The sequence below is a fragment of the Acidimicrobiales bacterium genome (genome assembly GCA_030747595.1).
Taxonomy (GTDB): Bacteria; Actinomycetota; Acidimicrobiia; order Acidimicrobiales; family MedAcidi-G1; genus UBA9410.
In genome coordinates this window covers 1-597 of record JASLKK010000064.1, presented here as the reverse complement: position 1 = coordinate 597, position 597 = coordinate 1, and the positions used below count along the sequence as shown (strand labels likewise).

The 597-nt window shown below is 46.2% G+C and carries 2 protein-coding genes and 1 tRNA gene; 1 reads left to right on the top strand and 2 read right to left on the bottom strand.

The window, feature by feature from the left end:
• Positions 1–182: DUF520 family protein (locus QF777_12110; protein ID MDP6912275.1), on the bottom strand; the 182-nt coding region annotated here is incomplete at its 3' end.
• 54 nt (positions 183–236) lie between these two features.
• On the opposite strand from QF777_12110, the gene QF777_12105 reads away from it, so the two are divergent.
• Positions 237–318: transfer RNA gene (locus QF777_12105), tRNA-Tyr, on the top strand.
• A gap of 21 nt (positions 319–339) precedes the next feature.
• Here QF777_12105 and QF777_12100 read toward each other — a convergent pair.
• Positions 340–597: N-acetyltransferase family protein (locus QF777_12100; protein ID MDP6912274.1), on the bottom strand; the 258-nt coding region annotated here is incomplete at its 5' end.

Sequence of the window (597 nt, the reverse complement as noted above, 5' to 3'; positions counted from 1 at the left end):
ATTACTAGTGCAGCAAGCCGGTCCTCTGAAGAGGATTCCAATTTGATGGCATCATCCCCAAGTTCAACAGACGATTCTGTTCCCTTGAAGTCAAATCGATTACGTATCTCACGATCAGCTTGATCAACGGCATTACGTATTTCTTGTAAATTAATTTCTGAAACTATGTCAAATGAAGGCATATAACCACTTTACTGGTGGTCACTGCATTCAGCGGCGCTAGTCTTCTCAGTTCTGGGTCGGTGCCCGAGCGGCCAAAGGGAACGGGCTGTAAACCCGTCGGCATTGCCTTCGGAGGTTCAAATCCTCCCCGGCCCACAAATAAATTGTGAAACCGTCTTAGTCCGGAGAATCTCCGGACAAGATGGTTTGCATAACTACGACGTCTTGCCACCGACCAAACTTTCTTCCAACTTCTCTTTCAATACCAACTGTAGTGAAACCATGTTTTTCGTGAAGAGCGATACTCGCATCATTCCCTCCCCCTATACGCGCTATTACGGCGTGAAAACCGCTAAGAGTCGCAACTACAAGTAATTCCTCTAACAGCCGACTTCCAATTCCTAATTGTCGCGCATCAGAGTCAACATAAATTGA